At 61.2% G+C, this 16976-nt stretch carries 15 protein-coding genes; 4 read left to right on the plus strand and 11 right to left on the minus strand.

Going from position 1 to position 16976, the window contains the following annotated elements; genetic code table 11:
* Window positions 1-20 precede the first annotated feature (20 nt).
* The 7 genes from B0E33_RS14530 to B0E33_RS14560 all read right to left on the minus strand — a co-directional run bounded on the left by B0E33_RS14530 (window position 21) and on the right by B0E33_RS14560 (window position 7228).
* A complete protein-coding gene (locus B0E33_RS14530) occupies window positions 21-1652 on the minus strand; it encodes an acyl-CoA synthetase (RefSeq protein ID WP_077291587.1) in 1632 nt (543 codons plus the stop codon).
* Window positions 1639-3633: an acetyl-CoA carboxylase biotin carboxylase subunit gene (locus B0E33_RS14535; protein ID WP_077291588.1), complete on the minus strand. Its 1995-nt coding sequence runs from the start codon at window positions 3631-3633 to the stop codon at window positions 1639-1641. Before B0E33_RS14535 ends, B0E33_RS14530 begins: the two co-directional genes overlap by 14 nt.
* A 3-nt stretch (window positions 3634-3636) precedes the next feature.
* Complete coding sequence (locus tag B0E33_RS14540; protein WP_023002913.1) at window positions 3637-3966, minus strand: type 2 periplasmic-binding domain-containing protein; 330 nt, start codon at window positions 3964-3966, stop codon at window positions 3637-3639.
* Window positions 3956-4477: an O-acetyl-ADP-ribose deacetylase gene (locus tag B0E33_RS14545; protein ID WP_077291589.1), complete on the minus strand. Its 522-nt coding sequence runs from the start codon at window positions 4475-4477 to the stop codon at window positions 3956-3958. The genes B0E33_RS14540 and B0E33_RS14545 overlap by 11 nt, the downstream gene beginning before the upstream one ends.
* Window positions 4474-4899 (minus strand): ASCH domain-containing protein, encoded by a 426-nt coding sequence (locus B0E33_RS14550; RefSeq protein WP_077291590.1) that lies wholly within the window; start codon window positions 4897-4899, stop codon window positions 4474-4476. Before B0E33_RS14550 ends, B0E33_RS14545 begins: the two co-directional genes overlap by 4 nt.
* 4 nt (window positions 4900-4903) lie before the next feature.
* Window positions 4904-6511: a carboxyl transferase domain-containing protein gene (locus tag B0E33_RS14555; RefSeq protein WP_055659680.1), complete on the minus strand. Its 1608-nt coding sequence runs from the start codon at window positions 6509-6511 to the stop codon at window positions 4904-4906.
* Window positions 6512-6586: 75 nt separating this feature from the next.
* Window positions 6587-7228, minus strand: a complete 642-nt coding sequence (locus tag B0E33_RS14560) for a TetR/AcrR family transcriptional regulator (protein WP_055659677.1) — start codon at window positions 7226-7228, stop codon at window positions 6587-6589.
* A 222-nt stretch (window positions 7229-7450) separates the two neighbouring features.
* On the opposite strand from B0E33_RS14560, the gene ppk2 reads away from it, so the two are divergent.
* Both ppk2 and B0E33_RS14570 read left to right on the plus strand, forming a co-directional pair.
* Window positions 7451-8359 (plus strand): polyphosphate kinase 2, encoded by a 909-nt coding sequence (gene ppk2, locus B0E33_RS14565; RefSeq protein WP_055659675.1) that lies wholly within the window; start codon window positions 7451-7453, stop codon window positions 8357-8359.
* 263 nt (window positions 8360-8622) lie between these two features.
* The gene (locus B0E33_RS14570) at window positions 8623-9630 is read left to right on the plus strand and encodes a Gfo/Idh/MocA family protein (protein WP_062486729.1); all 1008 of its coding nucleotides are present in this window, start codon (window positions 8623-8625) and stop codon (window positions 9628-9630) included.
* A gap of 133 nt (window positions 9631-9763) precedes the next feature.
* Here B0E33_RS14570 and B0E33_RS14575 read toward each other — a convergent pair whose 3' ends face one another.
* Window positions 9764-10603, minus strand: a complete 840-nt coding sequence (locus B0E33_RS14575) for an MBL fold metallo-hydrolase (RefSeq protein ID WP_208997631.1) — start codon at window positions 10601-10603, stop codon at window positions 9764-9766.
* A 96-nt stretch (window positions 10604-10699) separates the two neighbouring features.
* On the opposite strand from B0E33_RS14575, the gene B0E33_RS14580 reads away from it, so the two are divergent.
* A complete protein-coding gene (locus B0E33_RS14580) occupies window positions 10700-11620 on the plus strand; it encodes a GlxA family transcriptional regulator (RefSeq protein ID WP_077291592.1) in 921 nt (306 codons plus the stop codon).
* Between the two features lie 61 nt (window positions 11621-11681).
* Entirely contained in the window at window positions 11682-12563 is an 882-nt protein-coding gene (locus B0E33_RS14585) for a hypothetical protein (protein WP_156912405.1), read from the plus strand.
* Window positions 12564-12649: 86 nt separating this feature from the next.
* On the opposite strand, the gene B0E33_RS14590 is transcribed toward B0E33_RS14585, so the two are convergent.
* The 3 genes from B0E33_RS14590 to B0E33_RS14600 are packed head-to-tail and all read right to left on the minus strand — an operon-like array spanning window position 12650 to window position 16780.
* Window positions 12650-13489 (minus strand): inositol monophosphatase family protein, encoded by an 840-nt coding sequence (locus B0E33_RS14590; protein ID WP_077291594.1) that lies wholly within the window; start codon window positions 13487-13489, stop codon window positions 12650-12652.
* 1 nt (window position 13490) lies between these two features.
* Window positions 13491-14552, minus strand: a complete 1062-nt coding sequence (locus tag B0E33_RS14595) for an ABC transporter ATP-binding protein (RefSeq protein WP_077291595.1) — start codon at window positions 14550-14552, stop codon at window positions 13491-13493.
* Window positions 14549-16780 (minus strand): ABC transporter permease, encoded by a 2232-nt coding sequence (locus tag B0E33_RS14600; protein ID WP_077291596.1) that lies wholly within the window; start codon window positions 16778-16780, stop codon window positions 14549-14551. Before B0E33_RS14600 ends, B0E33_RS14595 begins: the two co-directional genes overlap by 4 nt.
* Window positions 16781-16976 lie beyond the last annotated feature (196 nt).

Here is a 16976-nt window from a genome sequence, read left to right on the forward strand (position 1 = left end):
TTAAACGGTGTTTGACACGATCACTCTTCCTGCTCTGCTCGTGCGCGCAGTTCACGGCGGATGACCTTGCCGGTAGTGGTCAGTGGCAGGGCGTCGACAAAAGCGACTTCGCGCGGATACTCGTGGGCTGCAAGGCGCGTCTTGACGAAGTCGGCGATTTCCCCGGCAAGTTTGTCGGTCGGTTCAATGCCGTTTTTCAAGACGATGTACGCCTTGACGATCTCCGTGCGCTGGCTGTCGGGCTTGCCGACGACACCGGCCATGGCGACCGCCGGGTGCTTGATCAGGCAATCCTCGATCTCTCCCGGGCCGATGCGGTAGCCTGATGACGTGATGACGTCGTCATCCCGTCCGACGAAGCGGATCCACCCGGTGTCGTCCTTGATGCCCGTGTCGCCCGTCAACAGCCAGTCGCCCGCAAATTTCTTTTTCGTCGCTTCCATGTTGTTCCAGTAGTTCAGGAACATCACAGGATCAGGACGTTTGACGGCAATGTTGCCGAGTGATCCGGCAGGCAGTTCCTCGCCCGTGTCGCTGACGACGCTGACATCATGACCCGGAACCGGGCGGCCCATGATGCCGGGGCGCGCTTCCATCAGTCTGGCGCAACTGGAAACGATCATGTTGCACTCGGTCTGGCCGTAGAATTCATTGATCGTCAGGCCGAATGTGCGGCGGCCCCAGTCGATCAGCTCCGCTCCGAGTGTCTCGCCACCGGAGGCAACGGACCGCAGGGTGAATTGCCAGCGGTTTTCCGGGGTTTCTACCTGTCGCATCATCTTCAGCGCGGTTGGCGGCAGGAAGGTGTTGCGGATCTTCTGGTCCTGCAGCAGCTGGAAGGCTGCTTCAGCGGTGAACTTTCTGAACCGGCACGCTACCACGGGCACACCCAGGAAGAGCGCGGGCATCAGAACGTCGAGCAGGCCGCCGATCCAGGCCCAGTCGGCCGGAGTCCAGATCCTGTCACCCGGCTGGCCAAGAAGATCATGGCTCATCTCGACGCCCGGCAGATGGCCGAGCAGCACCCGGTGGCCGTGCAGGGCGCCCTTGGGCTGTCCGGTGGTGCCGGAGGTGTAGATGATGATTGCCGGGTCATCGGGGCCTGTGTCGAAGGGGTGGAATGTGCCTTCGTGTCCAGCCATGTGATGATGGAGGCTTTCTGCCCCCGGGACGTCTTCATCTGCACAAAGGACGGTCGTCAGTTCCGGCAACCGGTCACGGATGGCCGCCAGTTTGGCATCGCCGCTTGCATCCGTGATCACCGCCTTCGCGCCGGAATCCTTCAGCCGATACTCAAGTGCTTCTTCACCGAACAGGGTGAAAAGCGGAATGGTGATCGCGCCGAGTTTCAGGGCCGCAATATGGGCAAAGGCGGTTTCGGGCCTTTGCGGCATCAGGACGCCGATCCGGTCTCCGGGTTGGACACCTCGGGCAGTCAGCAGGTTGGCAAGCTGATTGGAAAGCCGCCTCAGGTCGCCATAGGTGTAGCTGGTGGCGCTGCCGTCCTCGTCGGTATAGACCAGCGCCTCCCGGTTCGGCTCGCGTGCCGCCCAGTCGTCACATATGGCAACGCCGATGTTGAACCGGTCTGGGATCTCCCATCGGAACCTGCCGGACAGGTCGTCATAACTGGTGGCGTCATGCGGCAGCATCGGCTTCCTCCGCGAGCGCCAGAAGGACGGTGCCGTCGGTTACCTGCTCGCCTTCGGCAACAAGAACCTCGCCAATGACACCGTCCCGCGGGGCTTTCAGCGTGTGTTCCATCTTCATGGCTTCCAGGATCACCAGAGGCTGGTCCTTCGTCACGGCTTCGCCTGCCTTGGCGTTCAGAACCTTCACGAGGCCGGGCATCGGGGCGATCAGCTGATCGCCCGCGCCGCCGGCTTCCTCGTCTGCGCTGAGCGTGTCCGGCAAGGCAACCGGGAAAGCATGGCCGCCGAGGAAGACCGTCAGTCCCTTGCGGTCCTCCACCACGACCGCGCGGGCACGGTGGCCGTCACAGTCGTAGGTGATCGCACCGCCTTCAACCTTCACCAGAGCATATTCGCGTGAGCCTTCCTCCAGCTGGACCGCGAACCGCTGATGGCCGAGGGCGTGGACCTCAACGTCCCGGCGCTCGCCCGCAATTTCAAGCAGTGCGTACTGGCGCGATGCACTCCAGATCCGCCATCCGGCCAGCGTGTCGAACGGATCGTTGCCACTTGCCGGCCTGGTCAGGCCGAGCGCCGTGAGAGCGGCAAGGGCAATGGCGTCCACCGGAATGGAGGGCTCTTCTATGAGCTGGGTCAGATCCCGGTCGATGAGGCCGGTGTCGACATCGCCCGCGGCAAAACCTTCATGGCGGCACAGGGCGGCCAGAAAGCCGGCGTTGGTGACGCAGCCGGCAACTTCCGTTGCCTCAAGGCTTGCCAGCAGCTTGCCGAGTGCCGCCTGGCGGGTCGAGCCGTGGACGATCACCTTGGCGATCATCGGATCGTAATAGGGGGTGATTTCATCTCCGGAGCGCACGCCGCTGTCGACCCGGGCGCTGTCTTCCGGCAAGGCCAGATGCTCCAGCGTGCCGATGGCGGGCAGGAAGCCCTTCGGCGCATCTTCCGCATACAGCCGGGCTTCGAAGGCCCAGCCGTTGAAGGAAAGATCTTCCTGGCGCTTTGGCAAGGTTTCGCCGGAGGCCACGCGAAGCTGCCACTCGACCAGGTCTTCGCCGGTGATGAGCTCGGTAACCGGATGCTCGACCTGCAGCCGGGTATTCATTTCCATGAAATAGAACCGGTCGGACCTGAGGCCTTCGGAAACGTCGGCGATGAACTCGATAGTGCCGGCGCCGGAATAGTCGATGGCCTTGGCCGCGGTCACGGCGGCTTCCCCCATGGCGCGGCGCATTTCCTCCGGCATGCCGGGGGCAGGGGCTTCCTCGATCACCTTCTGGTGGCGGCGTTGCAGCGAGCAGTCGCGCTCGAACAGATGCACGGCATTGCCGTGGCTGTCGCCGAAAACCTGAATCTCGATATGGCGCGGCTTGGTCAGGTATTTCTCGATCAGCACGCGGCCGTCGCCAAAACTCGCTTCGCCTTCGCGCTGCGCACCTTTCAGGGCGTCTGCGAAATCCTTCGGGTCATCGACCCGGCGCATGCCTTTGCCACCACCGCCGGCACGCGCCTTGATCAGCACTGGATAGCCGATCCGGTCGGCCTGCTCCTTCAGGAAGTCCGCGTCCTGGTTCTCGCCGTGATATCCGGGCACCACCGGCACTCCGGCCTTTTCCATCAGCGCCTTGGCGGCATCCTTCAGGCCCATTGCGCGGATGGAAGAGGCGCTCGGGCCGATGAAGGCTATGCCGGCCCTGTCGAGGGCGTCGACGAAATCCGGATTTTCCGACAGGAAGCCGTAGCCCGGATGCACGGCTTCGGCGCCACTCAGCTTGCAGGCTTCGATGATCTTGTCAGCCTTCAGATAGCTTTCCGAGACCGGTGCCGGTCCAATACGGAAAGCCTCGTCGGCCATGGCAACGTGCTTGGCCCTGGCGTCCGCATCGGAATAGACCGCAACGGTCTTGATGCCGAGCTTCTTGGCCGTTGCCATCACCCGGCAGGCAATCTCGCCGCGGTTGGCAATGAGGATCTTCTTGAACATTTCTCAGTTCTCCTCCCAGGGAGTGACTAGTGCGCCGGGGGTATCGGCAGTTCGGTCCGGAGCAAGATCCGGCATATGTTGTATGGGCAGCTCGCTGAACACCGTGATGGAGTTCCGGCTCCCGTCGGCAAGGAGCGCGCTTCGTCCGGTTGCCAGCACGCTCACCTTCAGGCCGCCGACGGAGAGGGTGTCGCCCTTGTCGATATTGCCTTCGTCGAGCGCAACCAGAATGGCGGTCAGGGGCTGCGTCAGCTGTATGTCGGGATGCTGGTCACGGAACGCTGCTTCGATATCCGGGCCGCATTCCACCATCGAGCGGACTTCACCCTTCATGAGGTTTCCTCCCGAGTGCTGCCAGAAGATGGGCATGGTTTGCCTCGTCGAAGGCAACCAGTGTGACGGTTTCGATTTCCGGCAGGTCCCCCAGAACCCGTTTGACAGTTTCCACCGCGACCGACGCGGCGCTGCCGGCCGGATAGCCGTAAATGCCGGTGGAAATGGCCGGGAAGGCTATGCTTCTGCAGCCGGTTTCTGCCGCAAGACGCAGGCTGGTTTCATAACAGGAGGCAAGAAGGTCCGCTTCGCCCAACGTGCCGCCTTTCCAGACGGGGCCGACCGTGTGGATGACGTGACGGGCGGGCAGGCGGTAGCCACTGGTGATCTTTGCGTTGCCTGTTTCACAGCCGTTAAGCGTCCTGCATTCGGCCAGGAGCTCCGGACCTGCCGCACGGTGGATCGCCCCGTCGACACCGCCGCCGCCGAGCAGCGACGAGTTGGCCGCGTTGACGATGGCATCCACGTCGAGCCGGGTGATGTCGCCTATGTGTGTCTCGATCCTGCTCACGGCTTGAGCTCAGGCTGCAGATCTTCAACAACCTTGAAGCGCTCGCAGACAAGGTCCATTTCCGGGTCAAATCCGCCGTTGCGTTCAAAGAAGACCTGATGGTCCCTGCGCCAGCCGGCGAGGTCATCATTCTCGCCTTCCGCCAGGGCGAAGTCTTCCCCGACATCGCAGAAGCGCACGACGGACACTTCCAGTGTTTCGATCACCAGCGCGGGGGTGTCGTCCCAGTTCAGTGCAATGTCCCGCCGTCCATGAACGGGCAGGACCTCATCACCGTCCTCATAGCTCTGCAAGGCACCGCATGTGGCGGTTTTCCTGCCGGCGCGCACAAGGGCGATGAGCTGGGCACACAGGTCCGCATTGTCGCCGAACTTGAAGGTTTCGGCGCCGGGGTATCTTGCTTTCAGCTCGTCGATGGACATCGGATCACATCCTGAAGAGACCGAAGCGCGTGTCTTCGATCGGGGCGTTGAGGGCTGCCGACAGGGAAAGGCCCAGAATGTCCCGGGTCTTGCGCGGGTCGACAATGCCATCGTCCCAGAGCCGGGCAGTCGCGTAAAGCGGGTGACCCTGCTGTTCGAACTGATCGATGATCGGTTGCTTGAAGGTTTTTTCCTCATCCGCCGACCAGCTGCCACCCTTGCGCTCGATACCGTCACGGCGGACGGTGGCAAGCACGCCGGCGGCCTGTTCGCCGCCCATGACCGAAATGCGGGAATTGGGCCAGGTCCACAGGAAGCGCGGCGAATAGGCCCGGCCGCACATGCCGTAGTTGCCGGCGCCGAAGGAGCCGCCCACCAGCATGGTGATCTTCGGGACCGAGGTGGTGGCGACCGCCGTCACCAGCTTGGCACCGTCCTTGGCAATGCCGCCGCTCTCATATTTGCGGCCGACCATGAAGCCGGTGATGTTCTGCAGGAACACCAGCGGAACCTTGCGCTGGGAGCAGAGCTCGACGAAGTGGGCCCCTTTCACCGCGCTTTCGGAAAACAGAACGCCGTTGTTGGCGATAATGCCGACCGGCATGCCATGGATATGGGCGAAGCCGCAGACCAGTGTGGTGCCGTAGCGGGCCTTGAATTCATCGAAGCGCGATCCGTCGACGGTGCGGGCGATCACTTCGCGGATGTCGTAGGGCGTTTTCAGATCGGCCGGAACGACACCGAGGATTTCGTCCGGATCGTAGAGCGGGTCTTCCGGGGTCTGCAGCGCGACGGATGGCGTCTTTGTGCGGTTGAGGCTGGCGATGGCGCGGCGGGCGAGGGCCAGTGCGTGGGCATCGTCGCGGGCCAGATGATCGGCAACACCGGACAGGCGCGTGTGGACATCGCCGCCGCCGAGATCTTCCGCAGATACTTCCTCGCCGGTGGCGGCCTTCACCAGAGGCGGACCGGCCAGGAAGATGGTGCCCTGGTTCTTGACGATGATGGTCTCGTCCGACATGGCCGGCACATAGGCACCGCCCGCTGTACAGGAACCCATGACGACCGCGATCTGGGCGATGCCTTTTGCCGACATGTTGGCCTGGTTGAAGAAGATGCGGCCAAAGTGGTCGCGGTCCGGGAAGACCTCGTCCTGGTTGGGCAGGTTTGCGCCGCCGCTGTCGACCAGATAGATACAGGGTAGATTGTTTTCCGAGGCAATTTCCTGGGCGCGCAGGTGTTTCTTGACCGACATCGGATAATAGGTGCCGCCTTTGACGGTCGCGTCATTGGCGAGGATCATCACCTCGCGGCCTTCAACCCGACCGATGCCCGCGATCATGCCGGCTGCGGGAGCCGCGCCCTCATACATCTCGTGGGCGGCCAGCATGCCGACTTCCAGGAAGGGTGAGCCGGGATCGAGCAGGCGGGAGACGCGTTCGCGCGGCAGGATCTTGCCGCGGGACACATGACGCTGTCGGGCGGTCTCACCACCACCGTCCAGGGCTGTCTGGGCTGCTGCCTTGACGGTGTCCATGGCCGCTTCGTGGGCGGCGCGGTTTGCTGCAAACTGTTCGCTTCTCGGCGATAGGCTCGATTTCAGGATGCTCATGTCACCCGGTCTCCCTTGGATCAACCTTGTGGACGGTCGATTGAGTTCAGTTGCTTGCTCCCCACGCGTCCGGTTTCACGCCTGAGGGGCCGGAATGTGTTGGTTCCCCGGCGCAACGGCCTTGCGCGCCAGGTCCAGGTAGATCTCTTCGATATCCAGTTTCGACAGGCGGCCGCCTTGGCGGTACCAGCTCGGAATGCCAGTCAGCATGGCGATGATCGCGCGGGTGGCGACCCTCGGTTCGCGTACGCTGTAGCGACCTTCAGCGGAGCCGGTTTCCAGAATACCCGTCAGGATGCCCTCGTAGCGACGGCGCTCGGCTTCGACGATGTCGAAGTTGTCCGGTTCGAGATTTCGCAGTTCCATGTAGGAAATGAACACCTCGTCCGCCCGTTCCAGGTGATAGCGGATGTGAAAGCGGACAAAACGCTCCAGCGGGTCCATGTCAGCCGGAAAAGCCGCTTCGTCCCAGGCAGCAAGGAGTTCGCCCATGTGGGCGAGCATCAGGTCCTTCAGGATGTCCTGCTTGGTCGGAAAATGGTTGTAGAGCGCGCCTGGCTGAACGCCGACATCGGCGGCGATTTCGCGCATGGAGACAGCGGCATAACCGTTGGCGGCAAAGCGTTTCAGGGCTGCCTTGCGCACACGTGCGGCAGTCTCCTGGCCTTTCGCGCCCGTTCTGGATCGGCTTTGCGGTCTTGCGGCTGCACTTGCCATCTTGTTTCTCCCTATTGCAAAAAATAAATGAACGTTCGTTCATTTGCAAGGGTAATTTGAGTGCGAAAGCGTTGCTGCTAGAAAGAATGACAGGGGAACAGGCGCGACTGTCAAAAAACTTTCATGGATAACCTGTTCACAGTCCTTGGGCATTCTGCGTCCGGTTGAATGCGCTGACGAACCTGGGCGTACCTCCGGGATGTATTTCAAAGGAACCGATTGATGACCGAAGAAAGTGCAAAAACCTGGGTTGAAGCGGAATGGGCAGACAGCCTGGACGAAGAGCTGGAGATGGAGATCGACGATTTTCTCGTCGCCAAGGATCTCGCCTTCATCTCCGCGAAGAAGCACAAGTCGACCATCGACCGGAACACCTATTTCCACGAGTTGCTGCGTCTGCAGGCCGAACTGGTGAAGCTGCAGGACTGGGTGCAGCATACCGGTGAGAAGATCGTGATCATCTTCGAGGGGCGCGACGCTGCCGGCAAGGGCGGGGTCATCAAACGCATTGCGCAAAGGCTCAATCCGCGTGTCGCCCGTGTCGTGGCGCTGCCGGCACCAACCGACCGTGAAAAGACCCAGTGGTACTTCCAGCGCTACGTACCGCATCTGCCGGCCGCCGGAGAAATGGTGCTGTTCGACCGCTCCTGGTACAACCGCTCCGGCGTCGAGCGCGTCATGGGCTTTGCCAGCGATAGCCAGGTGGAGGAGTTCTTCCACGATGTGCCGGAATTCGAGCGCATGATCGTGCGCTCCGGCGTGCGGCTGATCAAATACTGGTTCTCCATCACGGATGAAGAACAGCAGCTGCGCTTCCTGATGCGCATCCACGATCCGCTGAAGCAGTGGAAACTGTCGCCGATGGATCTGGAATCCCGCGTGCGCTGGGAGGATTACACCAAGGCCAAGGAAGAAACCTTCGAGCGGACCAATATTCCCGAAGCACCCTGGTTCATCGTGGAAGGCAACGACAAGAAGCAGGCGCGCCTCAACTGCATCAGCCACCTCCTGTCGATGATCCCTTACGAAGATATCCCGCACGACCCGATCAAGCTGCCGGAACGGGTCTACAATTCCGATTATGAGCGCAAGGTCCTGCCGGAGCATCTCTACGTGCCGGAGAAATTCTGAGCCGGGACAGTGCTCCCTTCACGGGCGCGGCGCTGCTGTGTGAAATCACGGCGAAAGACCTCCGATGTCTCCCCGGATCTCCGCTACGCTTGTCCGGGGGGCGATGTTGGTGTGACTGCTGCCCGCGTCCAGCCGATGAGGCCGGATTCAAATCAGCTTTTCACCAGCGAGCAGGCCTTTCTCCGGCCTTTCTGCCCTTGCGGAGTTAAATCGTTTTATGTCATCTGGCGTGCGTACCTCAAAATCATGGGAAGGATGCCGGCATGACGGAAAAGACTATCAGGTGGGGGATCGTTTCGACCGCGAAAATCGGTCTTGATAAGGTCATTCCGGGCATCCAGCGGTCGAAGACCGGCACCGCCTATGCGATTGCTTCGCGAGATCTCGACCGGGCAAAGGAAGCGGCGAGGGGTCTCGGCATCGAGAAGGCCTATGGATCATACGAGGAGCTGCTCGCAGATCCGGAGATCGACGCGATCTACAATCCGCTGCCCAACCACATGCACGTGCCCGTGACGATCCAGGCGGTGAACGCGGGCAAGCACGTGCTTTGCGAAAAGCCGGTCGCGCTGAATGCCGACGAGGCAAAGCAGCTTCTGGATCTGCCGAAGGACAAGCTGGTTGCCGAAGGCTTCATGGTTCGGGCGCACCCGCAGTGGATCAAGGCGCGCGAGATCGTGCGGTCCGGTGATCTGGGGGAGCTGAAAGCGATCCAGACCTTCTTCAGCTACTACAACGATGACCCGGGCAACATCCGCAACAAGGCGGATATCGGCGGGGGTGCGCTGCTCGACATCGGTTGCTACACGATGCTGGCCGGCCGGTATTTCTTCGATGCCGAACCTCAGCGGGTCGTTTCGCTGATCGACCGGGATCCCGCCTTCGGCACCGACCGCATGACCAGTGCCCTGCTCGACTTCGGCAATAACCGGCATCTCAACTTCACCGTCTCGACCCAGCTGACACCTTATCAACGCATTCATCTGGTCGGTACGAAGAAGCGGCTGGAAATCGTCATTCCTTTCAACGCGCCGCAGGGCGAAGCTGTTCAGATCCGGCTTGACGACGGTTCGCTGCTCGGCGATGCGGCGATGCAGTCGGATATCATCGCGCCTTGCGATCAATATGCCGAACTGGCGGACGTGTTTGGCCGGGCGATCACCGGTGAAGCGCCGCTTCCTTATGGCGCGGAAGATGCCGTCCAGAACATGAAGATCCTCGACGCCATCTTCGCGTCGGCCGAAAAGGATGGCTGGGTCAGTATCGGCTAAGCCGTTCGCTCACCCTGCCTCCCGCAAAGCCAGGTCCCGGCCCCAAGCCGGGACTTGTTTATTGAGGAGACCGCGGGGCAAAGGCCTGCGCAGCCACGAAAGGACTTGGCGTGGTTGAAAAGTCGCCTTGTGTTCAAATCTCCACAAAAGCGAACCCGTTGTCGCGTGTTTCCAGATATCCGAACCTGTCGGTAGACAGGTGGGTCGCGGCAAAGGGGATCCTGTCTGCCGACAGCCTGTCGAACAGAGCCCTTCTTGTTTTCACGGCCAGATCCGGGTCGCTGTCGAGCGCATAGCGGACGTCCGGATTGGTAAATTGCAGCACATCGGACACCACGACATCCGCGAGCAGAATGGCTTCCTTGTTGCCTGAAGAAAGGTGCAAGGCCTGATGGCCAGGGGTGTGGCCGGGCGCTGAAAGCAGGGTGATGCCATCACCGATGTTGGCGTCGCCACGATGAAGCCGCAGCTGATTGCCGACCGGTTTCGCAAGCGCCTGAATGAGACCCACCAGTGGCCGTTTGTCTTCCGGTACGGAGGTCAGCAGGGCCTCGTCGGTCCAGAAGTCCCACTCGGCGGCCTGAACATGGATCTCTGCATTCGGGAAGAGACTGCTGCCGTTCAGCGACAGTCCGCCGATATGGTCGGCATGCATGTGGGTAATGACGATATCGGTCACCGCTGCGCGCTCTTCGGTCTTTTCCGGAGCTTGCCAGGTCAGCGTGCCACTGGCTGGAAATCGTTCCTTCAAATATTCGCCCGAACCGGCGTCGACCAGGATCTTGCGGGTGCCGGTCTCAATCAACCAGGTATTGGCGCCAAAGCGAGTGCTCGGGCTGACGGCGTCCTGTTCGGTCTGTGTCACGTTGGAAAAATAGGCTGCGGGAATGTCGAGATAACCGTCCGACAGGGCCGTGACGGTCAGGTCGCCGAGTGCAATACGCGAAGTGGATTTATCGAGAGTGCCGAGCATAGGGGTCTCCATGTGTTTGTGCTTTGGAGAAACCTAGCTTCGAGTGTTTTCTGGAACGATTGGCGCAAATGACAAAGAATGTGCTAAATCAGCCAAATGGACCAATCGCTGTCGATCGCCATTCTCGCTTATCCGGGATCCTTGAAATCCGCTGTCTACGGGCTCCAGGATATTCTGGGCCATGCTGCGCGGATCAGCGATGCCGAGTTGAAACTGGATCTGTTGGAGGATTTTTCTGCGGCAGTGGACCGATATGACGCGGTAGTCCTGCCGCCCTCGGCAGGGACTGTCCGTCTGGAAGAGGTTCCGGCTCTTCCTGCTTTTCTGCAGCATTTGCACGGTCGCGGCGCTGTTGTCTGTTCGGCTTGTACCGGGCTGACGTTCGTGGCGGCGGCCGGTCTGGCGGAGGGGCGCAAGGTTACGACCCATTGGGGACTGGAACAGCGTTTGTCAGCAACCTATCCGGACCTCAGGCTCGATACGGACAGGCTGCTGATCGAATATTCCGACCTGATCACGGCCGGAGGCCTCATGGCCTGGGTCGATCTTGCGCTGGCACTCATCGAGCGGTTTCTGGGGTACCCGGTGGCCGTTGCCACGGCGCGGCATTTCATTGTCGACTTTCGCCGCCGCGACCAGCGCTGGTTCAGGCGCTTCCTGCCTGAACTTCGGCACGGCGATGCTTCCATCTTGAAAGTGCAGCATTTCCTGGAAACCCGGTCGGGTGACGATGTGAGCGTTGCCGACATGGTGCGCACCAGCGGGCTGCCGGCGCGGACCTTTCAAAGGCGCTTCAAGCTGGCAACGGGACTTGCCCCGAAACAGTATCTCCAGGAGCTTCGCATTGAACGTGCCAGGGATCTCCTGATCGAAACGGATCGACCCGTCTCGGATATCTGCTTTGCCGTCGGCTACAACGACCCGCCATCCTTCGTTCGCCTGTTTTCACGTCTTTCCGGCCTGACACCGGGCGCGTTCCGCGAGCAGTATCGACGGCAGTCAGATATGGCAGGGTAACCGGCTTGATCGACCCTCTTGTTGGTGCGACCTTTCCCGCTGCCGGCGAGCGCATACGAATATGAGAGAGGGACACGCGATAGGTATCTTCGCAAGAACTTGGGGACTTCTGGCCGTTGTGGGCCCCTGCCTTCTCGCGGGCGGCGCCGCTGCGGACACGTTGCCTTCCCCCATCACGGGTGCGGTCGAGTTCGGCGGTCTCCAGATGAAGCTGTCAGAGGGCGGCGGTCAAAGACGTTTGATCTTGGCAAACGGTGACCGTCTGCCTTTTCCGAAAGGTGGCAACATCGTTCTGGCTGTCGATCGGGTCCTGGTCTTTGATGCAGAGGGAAACACCGCCGGAAGTTTTCTTCATGACGGTCGGATTTCTTCTGGATTGCTGCAGCGGATGGCCGTTCTGGAGAGCTTTTCCGCAATAGGTGCAAACCAGACACGCGAAGATGCGGCACAGCATCTTGCTGCCTTTGGTCTGCCTCGGACGTCTGCAGAACTGCTGGCGGCAATAAACCGGGATGTGCCGGAGTTTGCCCGCGCCAGCGGAGAAGAGTGTGGCGGCAATTGCGATTGGGCCGCGCTCAACGCCATCGAGCGTATTGCAGAAGACCTGGAACGCAAGGATGTCCGTATCTTCGAAAACGCCACTCGCTATCTTGTCGGCTTCGGGCCGCCGGAAGTAGAGGCGAAGCCTGATTACATGATAGCTGCAAACCCCGCTGCGCCGCTTTACCTGTCTGCGGACAAGACGGCTGCGGCAACGGATGCACTCGGCCAGAAGTTCTTGCTGCTGAATGCGGACGAGCAAACGGACAGCCCCGGGCGCCGGGCCGTCTGCGTTCCGCTTTCAGGCTGTGGTTGGGCGGAAATCGATGTTCTGACAGAGGTTCGCCCGGAATGGCTCGAGTTTGAAAAATCGACCGGAAAATTGCTGCGCGTGATGTTTTGAGGTCGTTCAAAAGGTCCTGAATGAAAAGAAGGCGTACCTCTTCCGAGACACGCCTTTGGAGATGTTTGCAGGATTTCCCTGAAACGTCAGCTTTTCAGGAAACGCTCGCACTCCGTTGCCAGAGCTGACAGATCCTCAAACGTTCCCGGACCGGCCGCGAGAACCGGACCACCGTCCAGGATGGCATCCCCCGCCACCGGGAAGGGGCGGTAGCTGCCGCCGGCTTCGGCGACCAGGCAATAGCCGGCAAGGCAATCCCAGGCATGCATGGACGGTTCGTAGAAACCGGCGAGCCTGCCTGCGGCCACGGAGGCCAGCATCTGCGCGCCCGATCCGGTGCGGATGTAGTTGCCGCCACGCGCCATCAGACCGGCGATAAGCGCGCCGATCATTTCCGCTGGCACGGCGTGGTTGGCGCCGATCCCGGTCAGGCTGTTTTGCAGGGTCCTGGATGAATCAAGCCGGAGGGGTTCGCCGTTAAGCGTTGCGCCGCCGCCCTTGACGGCTGCGAAGCTCTCGTCGTCGCAAGGCACGCGGATAACACCCATGACCAGATCCGTGTCGTTGAGAAGGGCGATCGAAACACACCAGCTCGGCAGACCGTGAACGAAGGCGGAGGTGCCGTCGATCGGATCAACCACCCAGGTGAACCCGCTGCTGCCCTGTTCGACACCGTGTTCCTCACCCAGGATGCCGTCTTCGGGAAAGGAGGTGTGCAGCCTGTCGCGGATGAGGGTTTCAACGTTCTTGTCGGCGATCGAAACGACATCCTGCAGGCCGCCCTTGATCTCTATGGTGAGGTCCTTGCGCCGCCGAAAATAGTCCAGTGCCAGGGAACCGGCTTCTTCGGCGATTTCCCGAGCTACGGCGAACCTTGCTGTCAGCGCATCGGTCGATGGGGACATGTCTTCAGTAACCAGTGTCATCTCATGCCTCAATCAGGGCGAGCCCGCGGTTGCGGAAGCCGAGGGAAACGGCTGTGTGGGGGGAAAACGACCTTTCGACCGAATGATCGATGACGAAGAAGTTTCCGACCTGGGTCTCGATTTCATATTCGACATGATCACCGAGATAGGCCGCGGTCAGGATCTCTCCGCCAAGGCCGGAAGCGCCTTCCGGGTTCAGCACGACCGAGCCGGGCCGTACCGCCAGCTTGGCCTTGCCGTTGGCGGTCTGGCGGGCGCGCAGCCGGTGCTGCAAACCACCGACATCGATCAGTGTTTCGTCGCCTTCACGCCCGACGATTTCACAGGTAACGACATTCGCCTCGCCCATGAAGTCTGCGATGAACTCTGAAACGGGTTCTTCGTAGAGTTCGCGCGGAGCGCCCTCCTGGGCGATCTTGCCGTCTTTCATGACCACGATCCTGTCGGACACTGCAAGTGCTTCGTCCTGGTCGTGGGTGACGTAGACGGCGGTGAAACCGAGCCGCTGCTGCAACTCGCGGATTTCCGTCCTGACGCGCCGGCGCAGCCGGGCATCAAGGTTGGACAGGGGTTCGTCCAGCAGAAGCACCTGAGGGTTCAGCACCAGAGCACGAGCGACCGCGACGCGCTGCTGCTGACCACCGGAAAGCTCTGCCGGCAGGCGGTGACCCATGCCCCCAAGACCGACCTGGGCAAGGCCTTCTTCCGCCCGCTCGCGCGCCTCACGTTTTTTGTATCCGGAGGATTCCAGGCCGTAGGCCACATTGTCGAGCGCGTTCATGTGCGGGAAGAGTGCATAGGACTGGAACACCATGGAGACGTCGCGTTCATGTGCCGGAACCATGGTGACGTCCCGTCCGCCGATCAGGATCCTGCCCGCGCTCGGGTGTTCGAGACCTGCCAGCATGCGCAAGGTGGTCGTCTTGCCGCAGCCGGAGGGGCCGAGCAGGGTCACCAGAGTGCCGGGTTCGATGGTGATCGACAGGTCCGGAATGGCGGTGAAGGTGCCGAAGTCCTTGCGGACGTTTTCAAAAACGACGGAGCCGGGTTTGAGGTCAGTCATGCAGTTTTCTCCTGCGCGATACGGATTTTATTGGATTTGGCCATGCCGGAGACGCGGTTTTCCCGGCGCAGGCGGCGTTCGCCGACCAGCAGCTGGAAGCCCGCAATGACCGTGATCATCACGAAGATCAGCATGGAGGAATAGGCGATGGCGATGCCGTATTCGCCGTTTTCGACGAGGCCGACGATGTAGGAGGTCGCCATGTTGTATTCCGCGCTGACCAGGAAGATGACCGCACTGATGGATGTGATTGCCCGGACGAAGGAATAGACCAGCGCGGCGGTGATGGCCGGCCGCAACAGCGGCAGGATCACCCTGCGCAGGGTCCGGGCGCTGTTGGCCCGAAGCGTCAGCGAAGCTTCGTCCAGGCTCTTGTCGAGCTGGCTCATGGCGGCAATGCCGCCGCGCACGCCAACGGGCATGTTCCGGAAGACAAAGCAGGCAACCAGGATCAGGGCCGAGCCGGTCATCTCGATGGGCGGCAGGTTGAAGGCCATGATGTAGCTGATGCCGATGACGGTGCCGGGAATGGCGAAGCTCATCATGAGGGCAAATTCGAAGGCGTTCTTGCCGGCGAATTTCTGCCGCACGATGATATAGGCCGTCAGCAGGCCGACTGCCGCCGTCAGGGGGGCGGAGATCAGGGCGATTTCCATGGTCGTCCAGAAGGAGTTCCAGGCAACGCCGGTCCACACGAGAGCGCCATCCTGGAAGGTGACCGAGAACGCCCTGGCGTAGTGTTCCAGCGTCAGGGAATTGTCGAGACCCCAGGTTTTCACGAAGCCGCCGAACAGGATCATGCCGTAGACGACGATGGTGAAGCCCATCCAGGGAAGAACGATGCCATAGACGGTGACAGAAAGGCTCTTCGGCAGGCCCGCATGGGCACCGCTGTCGCCCTTGCCGGTGACGGTTGCGAAGTTCTTGCCCGACAGCCACAGACGCTGCGCAAGGAACGCGGTCAGTGTGAAGCTGAGCAGGATGATCGCGAGCACGGCGGCGCGGGACGGGTCGACCTGCGAGCCGACGACGGCAAAGAAGATTTCGGTCGAGAGCACGCCATGGCTGCCGCCAAGCACCAGCGGATTGCCGAAATCGGCCATGCTTTCGATGAAGCCGATCAGGAAAGCGTTGGCAAGGCCGGGTTTCATCAACGGCAGAGAGACGCGCCAGAACGTGCGCCAGCGGTCGGCCCGCAGCGTTTGCGAGGCTTCTTCCATCGATGGGCTGACACCTTCGACAACACCGATCAGGACGAGGAAGGAAATTGGCGTGAAGGACAGGACCTGCGCAATCCAGATGCCCGTCAGCCCGTAGAGCCAACGGCTTGGTTCGATGCCGAACAGCGTGTCGAGCGCTTCGGTAACGACGCCGGAGCGGCCGAACAGCAAGGTGAGTGCTAGGCCGATCACGAAGGGCGGGGTGATGATCGGCAGGACGGTCAGAAGCCGCAGGCCTTTCTTGAAGGGAAAGCGCGTGCGTGTGGCGACCAGTGCGAAGGCGAGGCCGAGGATGGTCGAGCCGAGGCCAGTCATCACCGCAAGGAACAGCGTGCGCCATGCGACGCCGCAGCGATTGCCGCCGATGACACAGTCCAGGCTCCAGATCGCGGGATCCTGCATGTTGCGGATGAAGCCGTCCGGCTTGAAGGAGCCGTCGAAATCCTGCACCGAGCCGGCGAACATCGAGCCAATGGGATAAAAGATGAATACCGTCACCAGGAAGATCAGGATGGAGATCGATCCGACGACAAAGGCATCGCCCTTCATGAAGCCCCGCTCGGCAAGACCGAAGGCTATGAAGAGAACGAAGATCAGCGAGGTGAGGATGGCACCTGCTCCCATGGCGGGCTGGCCAAGCGGTAAGGCTCCGAAGGCGGTTTCGGGAAAGGTCCAGGCCCAACCTGTGAAGCTGATCGCAAGGCCCTGAAGCGCCATGTACAGAATGCCGATGGTGCCGGTGACGACGAGCAATCGGCCGCGCTTGTTGGCATCGGCCATGAAGTGAGCGCTGCCGCCGATCAGGAAGAGGGCCAGTGCCAGCACAAGCCACACGCGACCTTCCGCGAAGATCTGCAGAAGACCGGGCGCGAGATCGGATGAGAACGGAAAGTCCGATGGCCACTCAAAGGAAAAGAAGCCGCGTTCGACCCTGTACCAGGGTACGATCAGAAAGGCGCCGATCCCCAGCCCGAGTAGAGCGTTCAGCCGTTTGTTGCCACTCAGCATGGCCACCCCTGTATTTATGGTTTTTCAATAACGATCGTGCCCCGCCGCATGGCTATTGCGATGCGCTGGTGAAGCCGGCCGGAAGTGCGGACGTGCCGTGGCACTGCCATCAATGTGCAGATGCTTGTGGCGGCAGCTTTCAGCGAACGTACGTCCGCCTTGCTGCGCAGTCTGTCCGGGCGAAGCCCGCACCCGG

The sequence above is a fragment of the Roseibium algicola genome, assembly GCF_001999245.1.
GTDB classification, from domain to species: Bacteria; Pseudomonadota; Alphaproteobacteria; order Rhizobiales; family Stappiaceae; genus Roseibium; species Roseibium algicola.

Coding starts and splice junctions, on each gene's coding strand:
- B0E33_RS14560 (WP_055659677.1), bottom strand. CDS start 7,228: ATGGCAAGTGCAGCCGCAAGACCGCAAAGCCGATCCAGAACGGGCGCG.
- B0E33_RS14550 (WP_077291590.1), bottom strand. CDS start 4,899: ATGTCCATCGACGAGCTGAAAGCAAGATACCCCGGCGCCGAAACCTTC.
- ppk2 (WP_055659675.1), top strand. CDS start 7,451: ATGACCGAAGAAAGTGCAAAAACCTGGGTTGAAGCGGAATGGGCAGAC.
- B0E33_RS14590 (WP_077291594.1), bottom strand. CDS start 13,489: ATGACACTGGTTACTGAAGACATGTCCCCATCGACCGATGCGCTGACA.
- B0E33_RS14585 (WP_156912405.1), top strand. CDS start 11,682: ATGAGAGAGGGACACGCGATAGGTATCTTCGCAAGAACTTGGGGACTT.
- B0E33_RS14600 (WP_077291596.1), bottom strand. CDS start 16,780: ATGCTGAGTGGCAACAAACGGCTGAACGCTCTACTCGGGCTGGGGATC.
- B0E33_RS14540 (WP_023002913.1), bottom strand. CDS start 3,966: ATGAAGGGTGAAGTCCGCTCGATGGTGGAATGCGGCCCGGATATCGAA.
- B0E33_RS14535 (WP_077291588.1), bottom strand. CDS start 3,633: ATGTTCAAGAAGATCCTCATTGCCAACCGCGGCGAGATTGCCTGCCGG.
- B0E33_RS14575 (WP_208997631.1), bottom strand. CDS start 10,603: ATGCTCGGCACTCTCGATAAATCCACTTCGCGTATTGCACTCGGCGAC.
- B0E33_RS14530 (WP_077291587.1), bottom strand. CDS start 1,652: ATGCTGCCGCATGACGCCACCAGTTATGACGACCTGTCCGGCAGGTTC.
- B0E33_RS14595 (WP_077291595.1), bottom strand. CDS start 14,552: ATGACTGACCTCAAACCCGGCTCCGTCGTTTTTGAAAACGTCCGCAAG.
- B0E33_RS14555 (WP_055659680.1), bottom strand. CDS start 6,511: ATGAGCATCCTGAAATCGAGCCTATCGCCGAGAAGCGAACAGTTTGCA.
- B0E33_RS14570 (WP_062486729.1), top strand. CDS start 8,623: ATGACGGAAAAGACTATCAGGTGGGGGATCGTTTCGACCGCGAAAATC.
- B0E33_RS14580 (WP_077291592.1), top strand. CDS start 10,700: ATGGACCAATCGCTGTCGATCGCCATTCTCGCTTATCCGGGATCCTTG.